This is a genomic window from Chitinophaga agri (genome assembly GCF_010093065.1).
In the GTDB taxonomy this organism is placed as follows: domain Bacteria; phylum Bacteroidota; class Bacteroidia; order Chitinophagales; family Chitinophagaceae; genus Chitinophaga; species Chitinophaga agri.
This window is the reverse complement of record NZ_CP048113.1, coordinates 1,126,930-1,148,199: the sequence shown is the minus strand read 5'-3', so window position 1 is coordinate 1,148,199 and position 21,270 is coordinate 1,126,930. Positions and strand designations below refer to the sequence as shown.

At 50.0% G+C, this 21,270-nt stretch carries 5 protein-coding genes; all 5 read right to left on the bottom strand.

Annotation, left to right across the window (positions count from 1 at the left end):
• Positions 1-315: 315 nt before the first annotated feature.
• A complete protein-coding gene (locus tag GWR21_RS04295; protein ID WP_162330550.1) occupies positions 316-1,380 on the bottom strand; it encodes a 3-oxoacyl-ACP synthase III family protein in 1,065 nt (354 codons plus the stop codon).
• A gap of 421 nt (positions 1,381-1,801) precedes the next feature.
• Entirely contained in the window at positions 1,802-10,906 is a 9,105-nt protein-coding gene (locus GWR21_RS04290; RefSeq protein ID WP_162330549.1) for a Tc toxin subunit A-related protein, read from the bottom strand.
• Positions 10,907-10,936: 30 nt separating this feature from the next.
• Positions 10,937-18,709 (bottom strand): SpvB/TcaC N-terminal domain-containing protein, encoded by a 7,773-nt coding sequence (locus GWR21_RS04285; RefSeq protein WP_162330548.1) that lies wholly within the window; start codon positions 18,707-18,709, stop codon positions 10,937-10,939.
• 242 nt (positions 18,710-18,951) lie between these two features.
• A complete protein-coding gene (locus tag GWR21_RS04280; protein WP_162330547.1) occupies positions 18,952-19,659 on the bottom strand; it encodes a tetratricopeptide repeat protein in 708 nt (235 codons plus the stop codon).
• Between the two features lie 44 nt (positions 19,660-19,703).
• Positions 19,704-21,035 carry a glycoside hydrolase family 88/105 protein gene (locus GWR21_RS04275; RefSeq protein ID WP_162330546.1) on the bottom strand — a complete coding sequence of 444 codons (1,332 nt, stop codon included), beginning with the start codon at positions 21,033-21,035 and terminating at the stop codon, positions 19,704-19,706.
• Positions 21,036-21,270: the final 235 nt, after the last annotated feature.

The following is a 21,270-nucleotide window of genomic DNA, read 5'->3' as shown; positions in this document are numbered from 1 at the left end:
CCAAGAAAAAGCTAAAGAAATGTGAAAGAGGCAATTTTAGCCCGGGATTCGATATGTTTTTGACAGTTCTATGATAGTAATCGATTGATTACCAAGCGCGACTGCAAGGTTCGTTTGAGCGGACGCTTCATTAAAACAAGGTTGCTGGTTGACATGTACTTAGCTGCTTCACCACGACGTTGCGAAACGCTGTATTAGCGAAAGAGGCTGTATTAAAATAGAAATGCCCCTAAAAGCGTCTGACTTTTAGGGGCATTTCTATTTTAATACAGCCTCCTTTTATTCGGATACCTTTCGCCGTCCGGTAAACTATCCTCACCATTGGTATGTGAGCGCATTGATATTCATTCCTGCACCAACGGACGCGAACATGATTAAGTCCCCTTCGGACAGCTGAAAAGTACCTATCTCTTCATTGAGCACCTGATGCAATAATGTAGGAATGGTCGCTACAGAACTGTTGCCCATCATCGCGATATTCATGGGCATCACGTTTACAGGCAGGTCTGTTATGCCATATAGTTCGAAGAATCTTTGTACAATCGCTTCGTCCATCTTGTCATTGGCCTGATGAAGGAAGATCATTTTGAGGTCTGAAATGTTTCTCCCGCTCCTGTCAAAACACGCCTTCATCGCCTGAGGAACATACTTCAGTGCATACTCATACACTTTCCGGCCATTCATTTTGATAAATCGTGTATCAGATTCGTCCCCTTTATTGGTGCCAGCCGAGTATATATATCCAAGTTCTTCACTGGTATCCGATCTCACCGCCGTATTTATGATCCCGCTCTCCCCAGTGATGCTTGCCTGGATAATGCAGGCGCCAGCCCCATCCGAAAATATCATGCTGTCACGGTCTGACGCATCGAGTACCCGTGAAAGCGTTTCAGCACCGATAACAAGGCAGGTTTCTGCCTCTCCTGACCGGATAGCAGCATGTGCCTGCATCAGGGCCTGAAGCCATCCAGGACAACCGAATATAATATCATAGGGGATACACTCCGGATTTTTAATACCCAGGTTATGTTTGATCCGGGAGGCAAGAGAAGGGACCATATCCCGCGGATCTCCCGGCGATTTCATATCTCCGTAATTATGGGCAACAATGATCAGATCTATTGATTCACGGTCTATTCCTGCATTGCGTATTGCCTCTTCTGCGGCGAGGGTGCCCATGTCTGATGCAACTATCCCTGCAGGAGCATACCGCCGCTGTTCTATGCCGGTAATTGCTTTGAACTTCTGGATGATCTTTTCAACCGGTTGTTCAATCGCTGTATGATCATTGTTAAAGAAGATATTGCCCAAAAAATGATCATTTGCTATATTCCGAGCCGGTATATGCGCACCTGTGCCTGTTATTTTTGATCGAGTCATAATGGAATTGGGTCTTTATTGCTTAGATGTCACTTCTTTGATACGCCAGTAGTATATTTACTTATACAGCGTATCCCATGGTTCGCTTGACGTGTTGTAAGAAGTAATAACGTTTGTAAGATTACAAAATAATATCCGATAATTATACAATGTATTATGATCTGAGATGGTTAGTTTTGGGGACAACTGCTGCAGCGCAGTGCCATAGGCGCTAAAAAGGAAGTCAGCAATAACATATTTAGACTGCAATGGATTGATAATGTGATGATAGGGGGCGTAAACGATGAGATCGGGCAGGAAGATGCTACGCCGGCATGCATCCACACAATAACACCGCTTTAACAGAATGGATAGACACAAAGACGCTTCCCTTTTATAGGGGAAACGCCTTTGTGTTTATGCGTGCCATGACAATCTGATGTCAGGGGAACTGATATTTAATGATCATCACCAGTTCTTCCATATCGTTCATGAGCGCTGGGGTTGCTGCGAGCAGGAACGGGGTATCCAGTTCGATGGTCATGGTCTCATTGAGGAAAACGCCCCACTCCGGTTTCGGATTCAGTGTCAGCGATGCGCCTTCAATGGTGACGCTTACCACCGCCGGTGTGTTTTTAAATCTGGCCAGTACTGTCACCTTATCAATTTCGGCTGCAAATGCCTGCATGAAATAGGGGAGCCTTGTTTTGGCGATCTGCATATTGACCGTGCCGTTCTTTCTCAGCTGATTCCATTCATCCGGCATGTCATACCGGAGGTTCAGTGCCAGGTGCAGGCCGGTTTGATTCAGTTCCTGACCTATTTCCGCCAGTTTTTCCTGTAATGTGTTTGATGCCAGTGTTTTTAAAGTGCTGCCGCCTTCGCGGGCGGTGTATTTAAGGTGGACGATCACGTCAGCGATCGTGTTGTAGTCAAACAGCCGTACGCCCGCGGGGAGTTCCAGTCGCCAGCTGCTAACGGCGCCTGTATATTCGAAAGGCAGGTAGCGCTCATCACGGAAGTTCAGTTCAAAGAGGCCGCTATCATTCTGGGCACTACTGGTAGCAATGGACTGGATCGTACCTATGTTGTATACGAAGCGGTCGTCGTTACCCGGCACTTCTTCGTAGGCCGTTTTATCGTCAGTAAAGCCAACAGCTTTGGTGGTGTTCTTACGGTACCTGTTATTGATCAGGGATAGTTTTGCGCTTACCGAAGTATATGGTCCGGCTATGCAGGGCAATGTGATACTGACTGTTTTGATACGGCGGAAATAGTGTCCCGGATGGTCCATATCAAAGAGCGCTTCCGGCACCTGGAAGTCGCATATCCCGGTGGCGCGTAACCTGATAAGGGCCAGGGGATCCAGCATTGAGAGAGAGATGTGTTTGGTGACCTCGTATTCACGTTTGTTGACGTCCAGGTAGCTGGCTTCCATACGTTTCAGGTCATAGAACAACTGATCAGCTGTCTGCAATCCTTTTTTAAGATTGTCCCAGTAACCGAATTGGAGGAAGGTATCCGTATTGCCCAGTTCATGCTGGTAGCAGCGTTCAGTTTTTTTAGACACATCAAAGGCTAGTTTATAAGCTTTGAAATACACGGCACTGATCCGGCCGATCATCCATTGGTAGAGGTCTTTATTAGTAAACTTTTCCTGCATGAACTCATCTGTCTTCAGGTTGTTGTCGATCTGTAGTTCCTGCGTCTTGATGTCTGCTGCTGTTATGTCCACCCTGATCTCAGCAGCGGCGATCTGTTGTTCGATCTGTTTTATTTCCAGTTTGGCCAGTCTTTCCTGTAGTTTCCAGTCGCTGTAACGCCTGTCGAAACCACCGAGGATAGACGCCCTGTTGGCCTCGTAGCACGCCACGCCACTCAGGATATTCAGTACGCCTGTTGCCGCATTGGCTGCAGCAGCCAGGAAGCTGCCCCCCCATGTTACATCCACAGCAGGAGAACCACCGAATCCATGTCCGCCGAATCCAAAATCAGGGATCAGTCCTAATACGGCACCGGTGGCCTGTACGATCTGGGCGGCCATCTGGAAGTCATGTGCTTCGGAGAGCTTATCAAGGTTCAGCTGTTCGCTGGCACTGATGCGCTCTATGGAGGTAAAGTAGGCATCCCGTTCTTCAGTGATGGCTTTGGTGCGGTGCAGTACTTCTATTTGTTGCTTGGCTTCTTTGAGCTGGACCTTCTTCATATCCAGCATGCTCTTGAGCAACTTCATCTCGAGTTCATTGCGCAGCAATGCCAGTGCTTCTGCATCCTTTTTCTCCAGGGCCTGTAAGAGTGCATTGCCCAATCCGCGGACCTCCTGTATCAGCTCTGTTGCTTTCTGGGACATGATGTTGAAGCGGTAGTTTGGCAGCGGTGCATTTAGTCCGGCGATGATGACGGAGAGGTCCAGACCAGCTGCGGCTGCACGTACCAGCATACCCGGATCAATAGGAGGTGCAAAGAGTGCCAGTACACGTTCTACGCCGTCGATATTCTGTGAGTTCCGGATCTTGAAGAGCCGGTCTTCAATTACATCCCACCAGGCCAGCATCTGATCATTGGGTGGTACGCAGAAATACAGACTGGACATAGTGATCGGCGGTGGCGGTAATTCATCTCCGCCATGTGGCAGGACGGAGAGATCTGGTAGCAGGTTCTCAAATTCCAGCAGGGCATTGCCGAAGGCATCCAGTTTAGGTTCCAGCTGGTTGTACGTTTCATAAGGCACCTTCACAGCCGGCGGTATGATGCGGGGCTTAGGCCCGAGTAGTTTGTCGGCCAGGATGTATAGTTGTGTCGCCTGTGTGATTGATTCCATGGTGTCCTGCCGGAAGAGGTTATCTCCCCACTGCACAAGATTCTCTATGTATTTCATCAATGTAGCCTTCTGATAGGCGACTGGCCTGAAACGGGCTACTACATGCGGCATAAATGGCTTGGTACGCCATTGGTCTATGGCAAACTCCAGCTCTTTGATCTCGGGCGTGCCAGGGTCAGCGATCTTAGTAAGCAGGTTGTCTATACGTTGCTCCAGGTATTCCGGAGAGAGACGTTGATAGAAGGGCTTAGTCACCCAGTATTTCTGGGGTGGATTGCCTTCTAATGCGCCTGTCGGATTAAAGATATAATGGAACCAAACCAGGGCTTCTTCAAAGCGCTGGTCCCTGCTAAGCCGCGTGGCCAGCATCATAGGCGTATGATAGAACAATTCCCAGTTATAGCTGCTGTAACTGCCATCGCTATTGAAGTCGATGTCTTCGACAGGTAGCGGACCGGGCATCAGTGCGGTAGGTTTATAGTATTCAGCGAAGTTGAAGCTTGTTTTGGTCAGCTGCGTTTCCCGTTTCATCAATGCAGGAATGCCGTCTTTGTACAGTGTTTTCCGCATCATACATAACAGCGGATGATAGAAATTACGGAACTGTTCACCATACTTTAATTGTGTATAAACCTTCCATTCAGCCACGATCGCCTGGAAGTCGGGGTCAGCCACCAGTTTGGCAACCAGGTCGGCCGCCGGCATGCCGGGATTGTCCTTGATGACCTGTACGTATTTGTTATACAGCGCGATGACTGCTTCCAGCAATTTCAGTACATCGGTGTATGTTCGTTTGATGGTAACGGGTGTGCCTATCTGCGGATCTTTATCCATCCCATAGAAGCCGGGCACGATGACGTAATTATGCTTGCTGTCTTCAAAGAAATAAGGCAGTAACGTGCCCAGTGGCACTTTGATGCTTCTTCCACCCAGGTCGGTGAAGTTAGCCAGGAGTTTTTTCATCAGTACCTGGTAAAGCAGTGCCAGCATATCTACCCAGGTAAACTGATGCGGATAGCTGAGCCGGAAGGTACCCGGGGTCTCTGTCAGCAGGTCAAAGAAGTTAAAGAAGAGGATGGCATTGCGTACGGAAAAGGCATTACCGGTATCCAGGTTCTGCTCAATATACCTGTCGGAACCCAGCAGGGTGTCTTTAAAGTCCGGGAAGAAGTCAGGGAACCAGTTTGGCTTGGTACTGGTCAGTTCGGGATAGCCCTTGCAACCTGCGATGTCAAATAAGCCGTCCATGTAATGATATTCCTGCACGCTTTCGGTGGTGGTGTGGAAGACCATGATCTGCTGCGAGAACTCGAAGTACAGGAGGTTATAGACGTCATAGTCGAAACTGTCCGTCGTGTAGTTGTCGGGCGTCAGAATACCCTTTCGGGACACTCTTTTAGGCTGCCACTGTTTATTGGCGAACTGGCTGATGGCCAGCTGGATCTTGAGTTTGCGCTCTACCTTTTTCATGTCTTTGGGTGAGCTTTCATTCGCGGATACGCCGGGGATGGTCACCTGGTGAGTAGGATTAGGTATTTCACTGAAGATCGGCCACGCCAGACATAGGCGGTTATTGTGTACGAATGCGAGCAGCTGGTTGCTGGTGATGTCCAGGTCTACTTTTTCCCATGGGCTCCAGTAACGTTCCTGTTCCAGCCGGCGGTAGTAATAGGTAGCCGGATCTCCGGTTTTCGTACGTGCAAAAACGTGCAGGGTGTAGATATCTGCCTGGTAGTATTCGGCGACTACTTCCAGAAAGGCGATCTCATCCAGCTTTTCGAGATAGCGGATAAGGGCATCTTCAGTGGTGAACTCGTTCACTTCATCCTGTAGTAATTGCTCTTCCATTTCGGAGAAGAGGAAGGACTTGTCATCCAGCAGTTCGGGCTCTATCCAGTTTTCCGGATACAGGAATACTTTTCTGTTGGCTTCCCAGACACGGTAGTTCTTCATCCATTTCCACTGGTTCCAGCCAGAATCGCTGTTCCTGTCTGCCGCAGCAGTAGGTTCAAGTCCCATCAGACAGCGTTGTACGAACAGCTGGATCGTGCCGTGTGCCTGTACAATGCGGGAGGAAGGCATAATGGCTTCCATCTGGGTATCCACTAAGTAGTAATCAAACAGGTCAATTGGTGAGTGTACATCTGGTGTGGTGGCCAGCAAATAAGCTACAAGCGCGTCTCTTTTGCGCGGACGTACCGTGTTCATGATCTCTTTCAGTGTGTCCAGCCACAGGTCTTCTTCATATCGCGCTTTGAGTGTCATGCGCAACTGACTGGTATCCGTACTGCTAAGCGCCGGTTTAATGAATTCCTTGGCGATGGTGGCATTAGTACCCAGGATGCGCAGGTCCTGCATGGCAGTGGCCAGTTTTATCCAGGTGGATACCAAGCGGTATTGTGTCAGGTCAGGATTAGAGAAGCCGAAGTACAGGTCAGCGTCATCCAGTACTTCCCGGTCATAACCATTGAGCAGGGCAAATGCGTCCAGCCATTGCTGGCGCGTGGTAGCACCATCCTGTAAAATAGTGATAAGGGAAAAGAAAGTCAGCGGATTTTCCGCATCTCCCGGATTGGGTACCGGCGTAAGGGTATTCAATAAAGAGAGGAGTTGTGCAAAATTTTCCCAGGTAGTGTAGGCAACCGGTGTCTGGGCTGCTGCATAGGGAATACTGTCAGGTTCCAGCCATCCGAGAGCGGGACTGTTGCTGATCAGCCATGCAATAGCATCCGGGTCTTGCTTCACTGCTTTTACAAAGGGGAAGAGTTTGTGTAATAGCCGTACGGCATTGTACAGCTGGGTAAAGCCACCAGGTGTGATCACTGGCGGTACCGGCGGTTCGGTGATCTTGTCAATCAGCGTGTCTGACAAGAGAATATCCCGCAACAGGGCGGTACCAGGTGCAGGCTGTTTCAGTCTGGCAGTACTTAGTACGGCGGTGACCAGTTCATTTTCCGCTTTGAAGGTACTGGCAAGTGAGGTGACTAGTAGTTCCGTCTTTTCAGCTACAAAGAAGTAGGCAGATAAGGCAGTGAAAAGCGCCTCCAGAAATGCCTTACGGGCCATTTCCAGGTTAGCTGGTGGTGCGGCAACGATGGCGGCCTGTAAAGTCTGTATATCGGTTATAACGGCCGTGGAGAAGAAAGGGGTTAATTGCTCACTGATATAGGTAGCAGCTACCGGGTCAGGTGGAGAGATCCAGGTATTATTTGCCATCTTCACGAAGTTATTGGTGATCTCTTCCGTGAAGCCGGGCAGTTTAGCCAGTCCATTTTTCAGGGGTTCCTGTAGTTCATCGGCGGAGAGCAGATCATCATAGGGGGACTTGTTCGTATTATAAGCCTGCTGATAGCCTGCCTGTAGCGCTGTGAGGAGGGCGGTGATCTTCTCATCTGCGATCTCGCGTTCAGCCAGGTTATCTGCTTCATGTCGCAGCATAAACTGTACATCAGCGGGTTTAAGTGGCGCTTTTTTGCCGATGTTGATGTGGTTAATAAAGTCAAGGGTAACAGCAGGACTACTGAATACATCCAGACCAGTGAGTGTGACATACACACCATAGTCGCTGACAGCGATCTTCCCTTTTCTGCAAAGCCGGGCCACGGCAAAAACATGACTGATGTTAGCGAAGGTCAGGTCTATATTGGCCATCGCGCCGGTGATATGGCTGAAGTCCAGTGCAGAGAGCTGCAAACAGGCAGCGAGGCTCACCGCATGATCGTTTAGTGTGGTACTGCCATCTACCAATGCCGGCAGCAGGGTTTCATCCAGGAAGCCTGTTGTGGCTTTGTTCAGGAATACCTGCTGATAAAGTGGTTTGACAGTCGCATTGGGAATGATGGTGTGAGGGACCTCTCCATAAAAACCAATGAGCTCTTCTCTCTTGATGCCGGTGGTCTGGTTGATGGTCTGTAGTTTTGAAAGGGTGATCAGACAGGAATCATCCAGCGTTTTATTGCCCAGCTTTGTCTGCATGATCACTTCGTTCAGCAGCTCCTGTTTCCAGCCGGTAAGTTTTACCAGCCGGAGGAAGCGGTGAATACGGTCAAGCGCGGCTTCATCCAGATTGGCAATCTCTTTTTTTGTCGTATCACATCCGGTGTCCAGGTGCTGTATGAACAGTTTATTGTCAGGGTTGATGAACGTCAGTGACAAGAGGTTGTTCAATGCAGCATAGGTCAGTCCTGTTCTCTGCAGCATATTGTCCACGACCTTCATATAATCCACGACGTTAGGGGCGCCGGTATTCCAGTAGTTTTCCTGATTGGCGGCATCGGCAGTGATGATCAGCTTCCGTTGCTGTGCTGTCAGTCCCAGTATTTCAGCGGCAATAGTCTCATCAGGAGGAGTAGTGCCTTTCCGCAGGTCCTGCATCAGGGTGGCCCTGTTGATACCGAAGCGGGAGAAGTAAGCCTGTGCTTCAGTATGTGGCAGGTCAAAGGGAAGTGTGAACGCAAATTGCTGTGTGCTTAGTATAGTGTAGGCATTCTCATTCACATATTCGGGCGAAGCGGCCAGTTCTTCGGCGGATCCGAATGTCTGATGCAGCCTTTTTACCAGCCACTGGTTTGCCGCCACAGGCGACAGCTTACATACAACACCCTCGTCCCGAAGGTAACAGGCAGGATTGATCACGGGATCAAGCGGTTCGTATACGAGCGCCTTGTCAGTGACAGGGATGTTGTTCGTATTCAGTAAAGTCTGCAATGCGGCAGGTATCTTGCCGTTGGCGAGTGCACCGTTATAAGTGATACCGGCATCCGGGGCAATTGCTTCTTCCAGCAGTTCACATACCAGGTCTATATAAGGCAGTGGCGTATTGGCATTTTCGCATCCGAGGTCGATCTCACCCAGGTCTGGCCTCCTTTCGAAAAGCACGTCTTTGGCAATACGTACAGGGGCGTCCGGGTCCACGTCCAGGTTCCTCACCGTTCGTTTGTCGAGGTACTGTAGCAGTTCTACGAGGTAAGCGGCAGGGCTGTATACCGAACGGCAATGTTCGCAGGCACACATGTCGGATAACTGGAAGAGCGTCTTCAGATTTGGAAAGTCTTTGCTGACAGCTTTCAGTTTGGCGGCAAGTGCGTTGACATTCAGCGCAGCAATATCCATACTGGTGATCGTATCCCGGAGTTCTCCCGCAACGAGCATAGAGGCCGCCTGTATGTTGCTGGCCTTATTGTAGATGGCCGTGGCTTCCTTCTCGGAAATGCCAGCAGCAGGTCCTACTTCCTGTACGAAACGTGATTTGCCGGTAGCCACGATGCTTTGTGCAGAATGCACCTTTTGTGATAGCAGGGCAGTGGTCTTTGAATAGTTTGGTACCAGCTTGAACACACGCTGCATTGATTTCAGCTCTTTCAGTGCAGGCGCAGTATCAGCGATGTCCCTTATGCCTTTATCCCGGAAGAAGGTGTCTATATTAGAACGTTGCAGATCGAAGTCCTCGTTCTCCGTGAGTAATTTTACGATAGCATCATGCTGTGGCCCCGTCTTTTCCTTTGCCCTTTCCAGTTGTGCAGTGAACGCCTGTGTAGGATAAGCCGTCTCCATTTTGCGTGCGAGCGCCGCGGCATGTACCCTGATCAGCGCAGGATCTACGTTTAGTTCGCCGGCAGACTTTGTCAGTACTTCCCGCCATCCGGCACTGTTCAGCTTTGCAAGCTTCCTGATATCCGATGGTTTGTCTATTTTCTGTGAGGAGGCAACCGTGTTGATGATCTGATCATTGAAGCCAAACACATTACCCAGGGCGAGATTTACCTGGCCCCGTTTTTTATCTTCGGCCGTGGCAAAGAAGTCAGCAGCGGAGATCGCATCAAGGAATTTGGTGAAGTCCTGTCTGTTCGCATCGAAGAGCTGCTGCATTTCCCCCAGCTTATCTTTCATCAGGAAATTGGTCAGCGTATCCGTAATCCGTTTTCTTCTTTCTTCTTCTTCAAACCGGCGAGCCTCGTCGCGGTATTGACCAAGCATCGCCATGATCTCCCGCAGTTGTCCGGCTGCGCGTTCAGGGATGATCATTTCCCGGATGGCAGTTCTGATATCTGCATCCATCTGCTTCTCATCTGCCAGAGCGGCGTCATAAAGTACCGACCTGGTATCCGTATTGATATCTATCTGTACCCGGGCATTGAATGCTTTAGCCAGGTCCAGTTTGAGTAGGGTATCTTTGCGCAGCAGACCGTAAAAGAATGCGGCATCTATCCTGGAGATCTCCTGTACGCGGTGCGCTACAACGATATATTGCAGCCATCGGGGGGAGATAGCAGTTTCTTTTGAAAGGAAGGTGATATCACGTGTTTTCGCGTCTTCCTGCAGGCTGACAAGCGGAACGTTTTCAATCAGTGGTGGCAATGTCCGCAGGATGATATCAAATTCATTCTCCAGTCGTTTCGCCCTTATACGTATAGTGATGTCTACCCTTTTTTCACGGGGGGCATTAAAGACGATCTGGTCTACCGTCTGTTCGTACAGCAGCTGTTTTCCGGACGTATCATATGCTTTCAGTGAAAGATCGGCAGACCGTTTTTCGGCCCGTTTAAAGGAGGCAGGATCATAGATGATCTCATATTTACCGGTATCGTCAGTCAGCTTTTCTCCCAGTAGTTCTTCGGTGCGTAGATCGCGGTCAAAGGCGCGGATCAGTATATTGGAAACAGGAATGCCCTGCGCGTCGGTTACGGTACCATATACCCTGCAAACCAAGTTGGTAGGATCTGTCATTTTTTTGAGGTTTAAGTATGAATGGAAATGTTATGGATGTACGGTCGTATTTGGATGAGCGATGCTGTTACCACCTGACCACTTATTAGCCTGCCGGTCATACCAGTACCATCCGCTGTTGTGCGGTGATTTGAGGCCGTTAGGCAGCAGACTGAATATCAGTCCGAACAGCAATGTGAACGGACCATATAAAAGGTTCTGGTCTTCATGCCCTTCTTCATGATCGGCGGTGCGGAGTGGTGTGTTGGACAAATAAATGGACTGTGGTGTTTCGTGGTTTGCGTAATAGTCCTGTATACTTGTAGCACCTGCTGTTGTCGCGGCGGCACCTGATCCCTGGAAGAATACAAAAGGGCCCAGGGTGACGGCTTCACTGAGTCCACCCACATTCAGGATGCCGCCGTAGTTGCCGATGATATCATTCTCGTTATTAGGTCCGCCGATGGAAATACTCGCATACTCCCACTGGTCATTGGCTGCTGCGGAATCATTGTGGATCGCTACGATCAGGTTACCGATCGTGAAGTTGAAGAGACTGAACAGGAAGCCTGCCAGGGTAGCGGGTAGTCCCCAGGTAAGGTGACCGACCACTTCGAGAAAGTCTTCCAGGAAGCCATCGTCCCCTGCGAACCAGTTCCAGAATTCAGTTGCTTTCTGTTTGGTCCATTCCCACACCTTGCTAGCTGTTTCCTTTATCCAGTTCCAGGCGGTGGAAGCAGCTCCTTTTATCCAGTCCCAGGCAGCGCTTGCAGCGCCTTTGATGCCTTCCCAGATAGTGCTGGCCGCGCCCTTGATCCAATCCCAGGCAGAAGAGAGCGCACCTTTGATCCAGTTCCAGACGGTCGACGCGGCACCCTTGATCCAGTCCCATAGTTTGCCCAGGGCTTCACCGATCCATTTACCCAGTCCTTTCAGTCCGTTGAGAATGCTGTCGCCGATGGCGCCACCAGCATCGGTAGACCCGCCACCGGGGGCATTTCCACCTCCTGGTCCGGCAAAGCCTCCGCCACCCGTCGCGCCATCTCCGGGAGCTTCTCCGGTCAGTGCCGTAAGAGCTGCGGTCTCTTCCAGTTCTTTTTTTTCTTTCTTCTCTTTATCCTTCTTTTCGTTCGTTGCAACAGGTACCGAATCTGCACAGGAAGTACCACTGGTATCGGCATACATTAGCGGATTATTCCTGGCATACCGGTAGACATTCAGTCCGTCGCCAATACCTATCGGATCAGCACTGAGCCATCGCCCGATCCACGGCAGATAATAGCGGGCACTGTGATACTGGAACCCGCTTTCTTCGTCCCGTTCCATGCCGGTATAGCGGTAACGTTTATAGGCCGCTTTGATGTCCTTGTCAATAGCCTGATAGGAGGTCGTACCGAAGGGATGGTATTCCTCATAACTGATCACGCGCGCGTCCTGGTCAGTTTCGATACAGGCGGAGCCCTGGTGATTATCGAACTGGTAACGTACCAGTTGCTGCGGACCATCATCATTACCTGAGACACGCGTTTCTATGAGCGCAATGCGGCGGGTATCGTCCAGGATATGCAGGGTGTTGCGTTGCAGCACGGGATTGTTGGCGTTGTCATATTCTTCAAACAACTCTACAGCTCCGAGGTAGATACGTTGTGATTTCTTCAGCGGCATAACACCTTCCGCAGCCTGTCGCTCGGTGACTTTCCTGATCCGCTGACCTGAGCCATCGTACACATACCAGGTGGTTTCAGGTGTGCCGGCATTCACCGCTTGTCTGGACACTGCCTGGAGCTGATCTTTGAAATTCCACTGCATAACCGTGAGATGGGGCATGCCCATGATGTAGCCGTGAGTCGGGTGATGCGGATAAACGAATGTACCAGCGCCGGTAGTAGTGGACAAGAGGCGGTTGCTGGCAGCGTCGGTAGAATAGTCACGTGTCCAGTCACCACCAGCAGCAGTATGCCTTACCTGTTTCAGATTCCCTGCTGTGTCATAGTCGTATTCCTGCGTATAGTTCCTCCAGCCAAGCGCGTTGCCCTGACTATATGGCTGCAGAAAGGGCAGGTCATCGAAATTGTCCGACGGACCAGCACCTGCTGCGGCTGCATGTTCCCTGCCGGCAGCGCCGGTAAGGCGGTAAACAGCATCGTACCGGTAGTTGGTAACCCCTTCTATTTTCTGGTTGTTGAAGAAGACAACTGGTATGTTCTTATCGGCAATATGTGTGATATTGCCCGCGGGGTCGTATGTATAGTAGTTATCCTGGAGAGGATCGTTGTTGTTACGTTTTGTTTCCAGCCGGGTGAGACGGAAAGTGAATTTGTCGTAGCTGTAGCGGGTATTGACATCATTACCATAGACGATCCTGCTACGTTGTCCTTTTTCGTTATAGTCGATGTTCTTTACATAAAAGGTCCCGTTCATCCGGATTTCTTTCAGCAGACTCATTTCATTATAACGCGGTTCCAGTATACTGCCATCTGGGAAGGCATGCCGGTAGATGCGTGCAATAGCGTCATAGCTGGCTGTCGTGGTATAGTTATCCGCCTCCAGGCGTGTATCCGGATTGGGCGTTGCCCAGTCGACCAGTTGTTTATAGTCTGATGTGAGCCGCCGGTGGTAAAGTACGAGGTTACCTTTGGCATCATAGTCTACAGATTCCAGTTTTCCCGCCGAGTCGTAGGTGATGTGCACCCGGCCACGCAGGTTATGCTGTTTGTTATCAGGCGCTGTTTCTCCATAGCTGGTCCTGCTGAATACATTATCCAGTGGGACGGGGCCGTCGCCGCCGGTAACGCGGGAATCCAGTGGCCGCTGTAGAATATCATAAGTGAACAGGAAGGTATGATTGCGGTCATCCCAGGTTTTAACAGGCTTTCCGGTCACGTTGTTCAGTGCCCGGCGTTCTCCTGCATCCATGCTTTGCTGGTAGCCTGCGTGTCCAAGCATGTTATAGCGGTAGCGCATGACCACATTATTCCTCGCGTCTGTAACAGACAGGATATTGCCTTCAATATCCATCTGGGTAAAGGTGTTGTAGAATTCATCGGTACCAGCGACGACATTATGTTCTACACTGTAAATGTCCCGGTTCAGTGGGTCCAGGTGCATGGTAAAAGGCGTATTATCATGGGCGGCTGTTTGCTGCGCCGCTTCTTTTTCCCTTGTGGGGTCTTTGCCAGCTGCGATCAGTTCCGCATCTATTTCATTGTTGATACGTTTCAGGTACCAGTTGGAGAGGGCGATGTTATCATTCACATCATATACGGTCCGTTTCCAGGGAGTGAAGACCGTCCTGGTAAAGGTCTCTTCCGGCATTACGGTACGTACAATCCTTCCCAGGGGATCGTAGTAGACAACAGGGGATACGCCTGTCTCCACAAGTTCAGGCTGTGTTTCGTAGAAAGGCGTGACAGAAAAATAGGGTTCGTATTGTTTTACAGGCTTTCCTTTATTATTGAGTACAATACGGCCGTTCCCCACCCATCTGAGCCGTTGTGGATCCTGTGCGGCAGTATCCACCTGAGCGACCGTATAGGTATTGTCGTCATTCACGGTCACTTTAGTGGCGATGCCTGGAGTGGCCTGCATTTTGGCCATTACCGGCTGACCGTTACCACTGGTATATTCGAAGGCCATGAAGAGTTGCAGTGGATTGTCGGGTGAGACGTTGGCATGATGTACCGACCTGGTGATGGTCGACACCGCTACGGGGGCCCCGTTGATGCGGTATTTGTCATAATCGTATACATAGCGGATGGTAGCATGCCGGAGCAGGTCAGCAGCGGCCGTCATCAGTGCTGCCGCGTCTTCTGTATTAAAGAATGTGGTGATGGCAGTTTGCTCAGCAGGTAAGGTCAGTTCTGTGATGCCGGTGAGATCATCTGCTATATCCAGTTCGGCGATGCCGTCATTGTTAAGATCTTTCCCCAGGAAAGCCACTGCTTTTAATAACCCGAGTTCGTCGTAAACAGACTGGGTGATGTTATCGTTGCTGTCTCTGACAATAGCCGGTTGAAGTGTCCGGAAGTTGAACGCATCTACACGGGTGCTGTTGTGCAGGGCATCTTCCGTACCATTGATCAGCAGGAAATAATCCTTGTAGTAGGTAACGGAGGTATCAGCGCCGGTAGGATCTGTGTACAGTAACGGTGCATAGAACCGGTTTTTCGCATCGGCAATCGTCTCGCCGGTCAGCACATTATGGATAATACCCGACGGAATCCACCAGCCGGGATGTCCAGGTCGCTGTACATAATGGGCGCTGGTCAGCAGGGCGTTTGCTTCAGCTGGACTGATCTTTGGCGCGAAGATGTGTTGCAATAGCGAAGGCGTAAATGCTAACTGGTATTGCTGGTATTTGAGACCAACAGCGCCCTGTAGTCCGACAGGCAGTTCCGTGGTGAGCGTATCGTCCAGGTAAGTTGTACACTGGTCTTCTATGAGTCGTCTGGCGGGAGCGATGCCAGCTGTTTGTTCATAAAGGATTTCGGTAGTTGCGGCGCCCAGTACATCCGTGAAATCGGCCAACCGGTATAATATACCTGTTTTTGCAATGCCAGTCAGTTCATAACTACTGGAAGCAGCTGGGAGGCGAAGCCGGTAGATCGGCGGTGTCGTAATATCATTGGTGAAAGAGAACTTATTATAACAGATGAACGTTTTGTTCTGCGCAGCAATGACGGCTGCCGGTAAGGACGGATCATCTTCCTGCCGGGAATAAACGACAGCAGCCTTTTCAAGTACTAATCCAAAGTCATCCACGACCGTGTTCAGCGTATGTGACATGCGGGGATCTGACGTATTCCTTTCATACTGGATGGTGAGCGCTTCGCTTTCCGTAATGGTGAATACGGCGTTCTTGTTTCCTGCCCGGGGTTGTAACAGTTTAATATGGCAGTTGTGTGTAGCGGTATAAAAAGGCGTTAGCCCTCTTCTGATCTCATCGCTGGTCGGATTTATCAGTGGCGTGTCCAGGGAGAAAACTTCCTGCCGTAGCATCATGCCTTTGCATACGCGCAGGGCTTCGCGGTATTCCCGGGTGCTGAGTGCGGAGACCTGCGGAGCGATATTGTTCGCTATAGTGATCAGCGCATCCGGCAGCACAGGCTCCGTGGTAGCCACAGGAAAGCCTTTCTGTATCAGGATATTATACCAGTATTCCTGTTGATATTGAGACAGGATCTTATCGCGGTCGATGAATGCACCGGTATGATACCATGTTTTGGTCAATACCGGTTGCTGGAACAGCGTCTCAGTACGTTCCAGCTGCGTGCCGGCCGTGTTCTTCTCCCAGTTGGCGTAGCTATCTGAGTCGATCTGTTCTACCATACCAAAGCCGCGGAATTCCTGTTCAGCATGATCGTAGTAACCATGGTGGTAGTGATATTCCGTACTGAACTTTGTGTTACTGATCTTGTCTTCCAGTTGTGTTTTATGCACGACATGCACGGGGAAAGGCAGCCGGGTGATCCAGGGCGTCCCTTCCTGTTTGTCTTTCAGGTAGAACCAGGTAGCGCTTTTATAATGGATACTGGTTTCCTTACCCAGGTTGTTCTTATACTGAATAAGCAGGTGTGGCTTTTTGCTGTTCATGAGATCAATGTACCGCATAGGCGCCTGGCTGTCGCCCGGAAGATCTGATGACCACACGATACAGGCGGTACCCGTACCGAGGAGGTCGATGACGGCGAGTTGTCCGGGCTTGCTGATGCGGAAGAACGGGGCTATCTCATGCGCATTGCTCCAGCCGTTACCGCTAAGATTGAGGAAGGCGCAGAAGCTGTTCCTGCCCAGGTAGATGATATCACTGACGCCGGTGCCGCTGATATCTGCCAGTTGGAGGAAGGACGTGTTGAAATGATCCGGATGATCGAATACCGGAGCATTGCTCATGGTCACTTTCGCACCAAAGCTGCCATAGCCGGTATTAGGCCAGTAGCAGACTTCCCCGTTCCGTATCCTGACGATGTCCGTCAGACCGTCTCCGGTCATATCGGCCAGGAAGATGCTTTGCAGGGGATCAGCAAAAACGATGGCGGCGCCCTGTTCCTCATCAAAAGGTTTGGAGGTATTCCTGCGGGCATCATATCCCCTGGTGCCTTTGGAGGGGAACCAGGAGAATACATTGTCTTCGCTCATCACGATATCAGGCAAACCATCCCCATCAACATCAAATAGCCGGATATTCGGGTCTTTAGGTCTTATATTGGCCCGTTCTTCAAATGGACGGAACATTGTCCACTGCTGGTCATCGGAGAGCGGGAAATAGCCCTGTAATCCATCAGAATTGACAACGACCTGTTTATTCCCGTCCCCATCGAGGTCCTGGATGGTCAGCGTACCCGCCTGGATACCAAGAAAGGAGGGTTTTGGGATGACCGGCCGGGCAGGAGAGAACCTGACCTCCTGTAGTTCGTCCACATCACCAAGGTTGCTTTTGTAGTACCAGCCGTTGCCCTGTTCGGAAAGGATGCCTGCGATACCTTCATTGTACAGGTCCACCCATTGATATGCATTACTGATGCCTGTGGGCATATGTAGGCTGCTTTCCGGGGAGACGGTATGAATGTTTTTATTCCATTGCAGTTCCTGGTAGTTGAATGACAATGGGGGGAATGACTTTTTGGAGTAGGTATCATTCTGGCGGATGTAACCGGACTGCGTCACTGACGAGAGGTAGGTCAGTTCGTGTTGCCCGCTGTTATTGATGCCGGAGCCTTTATGTGTCAGGTCGAGGGAGCGTACCAGACAGGCATCGTTACCCAGTTCTTCAAAGTAATGGAATATTAGTATACGCCGGCATAGCCGGTAGGTGCGTATCTCGAAACCTGCGCGGTGATCAGAGAAGGGATCTTCCCGGCAGGGCCATGTAGTATCCGCTACTGGTCGTGGCGTAGCCGTATCATGTTCGCCATAATCGAAGACAACCTCAAAGAAATAACGTTCATCCACGGGCGGTTGAGGATCATATACGTCGTCAGGGTTGATATAGTAAGGCGCCCTGTTTGCATATTTCACTCTTTTTAGATAGCGGTTCGTGAAGGGCTGTATGGCGGGCGTGAGTCTGTTCTTTTCATGGGAGGAAGCGGGCACGTTATCACGGTTCTCCGGCTCATATTCATATCTGATCCAGTTGCCCATACAGTCAAAACTGAACGCCGCCAGCCATTTGAATACCTTCTCCGGTTGATGCGGATGCGTCAGCCGGCTGTTATCATCGCGGCCGAAGATGGTCGTGATATTGTTGCGGGTAGTGACTTTCCAGTAGAAGCCTTTATCCGGATGGCTGATCTGTTCAATCCGGGAGAAGCTCCCCTCCGTACGTGGCCGGTAGGAGCGGATGGTATATTCATCCGATATAGTAACCTTCGGTTCCCAATGGTCCACTTTGTATTCCAGCACGGGTACGAGGTCTTCCATCCCTGAAAAGATAAAGACATCATCATCTGTATAGGTGGGCAATTGCCTGTCTGTCCTGCGTTGTATAGCGGGAACCTCGCAGCTCCAGCCATGGCCGAAGACAGTATTCCCACCGCCGGAATTATAGGACAGGCCCATCGTGGGAACGAATCCATTCCTGGCGGGTGACAGTGGAATGGGTATACTGAATGCAGCGGTGCCATTGGCACCGTTCACTTCAAATTTTTCATCGATGGAAGTAAGTGCCCCGCCTCCTTTGGGAAGATTTACCTGTGGAATTTCCAGTTGTATACTCTGGGACGCGCCGGAAGGCTGCGGTTTTTCCAAAGCAGTATTAACAGGTTGATTACTGGCGTTTTGAGACGATGGGACACGTGCATTCCTTTTATCTATGTCCTCGAACATAAAAGGCGTCGTGTTTGGGGTAAAGTAAATATGGTTGTTAATTGTTGGGGTGTAACTCGATCTTCTATGGCTAGTTACCTATCATCTACACTAAAATTACGATGAGTAGTTTAATCTGCCAAATAAATCGGAGCGGGGCGTGTTTGAAAGATACTTGTTTTTCCCGGAGCTTCTGCAGCGAATAATGCGTAGCAGATATAAAAAAGGGGCCGGCGCATGGCCCCTTTTTCGTATATGGATTTTTACTGCTCGCTTAATATATCATTTACCATGGCGAGGTAACGGGTAGCGTGTTCATTACCCGGTGCAATGGTCAGTGCTATTTCAAATTGCCGCTTTGCATGCTGGTAGTCTCTCATTTTGAAGTAACATTCGCCTATGGAGAATTCGGCCAGTAAGCTATTCGGCCGTAATTCCAGGGAGAGACTGAAATCGGCTATTGCTTCCCCCCATCGCCCCAGGTCCATTTTACTGAATGCCCTGTTGTCCAATGCTTCAAAGAATTGCGGGAAGAGATCGATCGCCTTTGAATAGGCGTCAATCGATGCTTCATATTTCTTTTCTTTCGCCAGGCTGTTGCCGGTTTTATAGTAGTGATTAGCAAGCGGGATGTACTCTTTAGGTGCCTGTGTTTGCCGAAGGTATTCGTGGTAGCCAATCAGGTCGTCCGCTGTGACAGGAGCGTTTGTCCATAGTTTCGCATTCGGGAAACCATTTTTGTCAACCGGAGAATGATAGATGAACACCGGAATAACCGGGAGCTCAGCTACAGCAGGCAGGCTGTCCAAAGGTGCATAACTCAGCACATGGTAGCAGTCAAAAGCAGCATCCACCGCTAACAATTTATACAGTTGGTACTTTTTACCTGATTCCATGTAAAATATGTCACCGGGTGAAAAGTCCGTGTGTTTAGGCTTACTGCCTGAGAAGATGTTTTTAAATAAGCTCATAATGTATTGTGTAGGTAAATAGGGAATTGGGTTTGATCAGTAATTTAGTTGTCATTTAGCATCAGGGCGCTGTCATTGATCTCCAATGGATACTTTTGCAGCAATGAGATGATCTCTCCTCCCGCCAGTAGTACCGGGCCATAACCATGGGCTGCGTATACATTGACCGGGCGGTAATAGTAGAATGCCGGATCGAACGCCATGCCTGTGCCTACGCAGGTGCCTTCTACCTCTCCGTGGGCATTGACCTTGGTGGATACTGCGCTCCACGCGAGTAAACACATCGGCATGTATGTTTTGGCATCTATCCAACCGTTATTGATAGCCCTGGCGATAGCGTAGGCATAAATAGCGGTGGCGGAGGTTTCGAGGTAGCTGTCGTTCCTGTCCAGTAACTGGTGCCAGAACCCTTGTCCTGACTGATATTGTGCCAGTCCTTTGATGTGCGCGCGCAGTTGTGCCAGTACTTCCTGACGACCCTTTGCCTGTGTTGGCAATACGTCCAGCAGCTCGGTCATGGCCAGTACTGCCCAGCCATTTGCCCGTGCCCAGTGAAATTCCGGGTGCACCTCCATTGATTCAACCCAGCCGTGCATGTAGATACCGAGGTCTTTGTTAAACATCCGTTTTGAAAACTGTAATACCTGTTTAACAGCATCGTTGTAATATTTTGTATCGCCGGTCAGTTTGCCCATTTGCGCCAGGGCGGGTACGCTCATAAACAGGTCGTCCAGCCACAGTGTATTTTTCAGTGGACGGTTCCTGGCCAGCGTACCATCTGCAAGGCGGTACTCTTTGGTGGAAATGTATTGAATGAAATGGTCAATCAGCGGACGTAGCGCCGGTTCTTTAGTACGGTGGTATTCTTTGATCATGGCCGCGCACATGGCACCTGCATCATCAAGGGCATGTGGGGCGACGGGCTGCCGTAAAGCGTTTACTGCTTTCGGATCTTGTTCATACAGTTTTTTGAAAAAAGGGTACGCTTTAGCGAGGAAGTTCAGTCGTTCCGTCGTATAGATATTATATCGTTCATCGCCGGTGACTTCGCCTATCCGCAGCATACCGGCGTAGGTTACGCCCCATTCGTAGCTGGTAAGACGGAAATCACCCGGTTTAAAGGTGATGCTGGTATCGGCGGTCGTGGTCAGTGTTACTGGCTCATTGGTGCGGCGGTTCACCCATTCTGCAGGGGTAGCGGCGTCCAGGTAGTCCAGTATCCGGTCTAACGTGGTTTTTACTTCGGATGTTGACATCACTTTATAAGGAAAAGGATAGTCGGGTTGCAGCGCATGCAGTGGCGTGGTCACATCGTTGGCTTTTTGTGCCTGGGTAATCTGTGCAATAAAGCAAAACAGCAATACTAGTTTTTTCATACGCGGGTAATAGTTTAGTCTTTCTATGGTAAAAAGTGGGTCGTGAATCCGTCAACGTGTACGTTCATCCGTTGTAAGATAATAATAAATTCATTGCAGCAAATCGTCACTGCTACCCGTTTACCTGGTTATGGCATCGGAAAATATGTATTCATATGAGGTGAGAAATATATATGCGTTGTAAAAATCTAATGGTATCATTTCTCAAAGTGGTGTAGCTGGGTGATTGTATATT